The sequence below is a fragment of the Vibrio sp. 10N.286.48.F5 genome (genome assembly GCF_041469785.1).
Lineage (GTDB): Bacteria > Pseudomonadota > Gammaproteobacteria > Enterobacterales > Vibrionaceae > Vibrio > Vibrio crassostreae_C.
The window spans coordinates 1-2,050 of record NZ_JBFRLG010000063.1 but is presented as its reverse complement, the minus strand read 5'-3'; the positions used below and the strand labels follow the sequence as shown (position 1 = coordinate 2,050).

The window sequence follows — 2,050 nt, the reverse complement described above, 5'->3', positions numbered from 1 at the left end:
TCGAAGAAACCTTTACCGTCTCTTCCGTTGATGGCACACCGTCGGCCATCAAAGTGACGATTAATGGCACCAATGACCGCCCTACTATCTCAGGTACCTCAAGTGGCGCGGTGATCGAACAGGGCTTGAACACGGCAGGAAACCCCGATGCGACAGGGAGCTTAATCGCGACTGATATAGATAAGTCCGACACCGTTACGTGGGCAATCAATCAACCCCAAGGTCAATGGGGAACGCTGTCGATTGATCAGCATGGTCATTGGCACTATCAGCTAGACAATTCAACCGGCGGTGCCGCGGATAAACTCGCGGCTGGTGAACATCAGTCTGAATCATTCTGGATCACCGCTACCGATTCAACAGGAGCGACAGTCCCTCATAAAGTCGTTATCGATGTGCAAGGCAGCAACGACAAACCAATTGTCAGTGCGTGGACTCAGCTTCCTGCGGGTAAAGAGGATCAACCCGTAACCATCAAGGCTTCTGACTTGCTAACACATGCAAGCGATGTGGATAGTAGCGATGTATTGCACGTGACAAATTTGCAAGCGACACACGGTAGCCTGACTGATAATAAAGATGGCACTTATACCTTCACGCCAGATAAAGATTTCAATGGTGAGATTCGACTCACCTATGATGTGGTTGACGGCCATGGGGGCAGCGTCAGCACTCAAGCTAAGTTTGATCTTATCGCAACTCCAGATAACGCGATTATTACCGACGCACAAGCCAATGCAGACTTACGGGGAGTAACTGAAGATCGCGGCTATATAGATACCCACTACCAACTGCATTACGACGGCAGATTAAACATCCAAGACCCTGATAAGGGAGAGGCACAGTTTGATCCGAATATAGGCTCACAAACCTATCAAGGTATTGGCTACGACACCAAACTGGGTGGGCACATACTGCTCATGCGCGACGGTCACTACACCTATACCCTCGACAACCGCAATATACAGAACTTAGCGCAAGGCGAAGTTAAACACGATTCAGCCATTATACGCTCAGCAGATGGTACAACACACACGATAGAGCTAACGGTTCATGGTACCAACGATGCCCCAACCATCAATGCTCAGTCCCACTCAGTGACTGAAGGTGGAAGCGTTCTAAATGGACAAATGGTTGGCCAAGATATTGATACCGGTGCGGCCTTGACTTACAGCGCACCGCAGATTGATGGCTTGGTGGTTAATCCGGACGGCAGTTATAGCTTCGATCCTGCTCACTCTAGCTATCAATCGTTAGCATCAGGTGTCACGAAGACATTGACTGTTCCAGTAACAGTCACAGACGAGCATAATGCGAGCAGCACTCAAAACCTCTCAATAACGATTACAGGGGTTAATAATTCTGCCGTTATCGGCGGTGTCTATACTGGAGATGTTCATGAAGGGCATACCTATACAGCACCAGATGGTACAATGTCTGGTGGCTACGTCGATGATCGCTCACCAGATCATATGCATGGAAACATCGGCAAATTATGGAACGACGAAATACACACTGATGGTCACCTGAACATTGTTGATCCAGACTCCGGTGAAAGCCATGCCCAAACCGGCGTTTATTACGGCACTCATGGTCGTGTCATACTTCAGAGTAACGGAGATTGGAGCTACTACGCTTCCATAGGCCAAGACGCAACAGGTAGAAAGATTGATCACCTCGGCCAAGGTGAATCGATAACGGATACTGTCACCGTCAAATCGGCTGATGGCACCACTCACGATATTGTTGTCACCGTTCATGGCGATAACGACCGTCCGTATTGTTCTGGTGAAGTGCAACTGAACAGCGGTAAAGAAGATCTTGCTCAAACCATCACAGCAACCGAGCTAATCGCTAATACTGTTGACGTAGACGCCAACGATGCAGGTAAGCTCACTATCGCTAATTTGCATGCTGACCATGGCTCGATTCAAGACAATCACGATGGAACCTTCACCTTCACTCCAAGCCACAATTACAACGGCAGCGTCCACTTCACCTACGATGTGAAAGACGCGCATGGTGGTACAACACACACTGGCGCATCAAC

The 2,050-nt window shown here is 48.9% G+C and carries 1 protein-coding gene; it reads left to right on the top strand.

Translation table 11 applies throughout. The annotated features are described in order from the left end of the window. On the top strand, positions 1 to 2,050 hold a 2,050-nt coding region (locus tag AB4185_RS21700; protein ID WP_372135926.1), incomplete at both ends, for a VCBS domain-containing protein.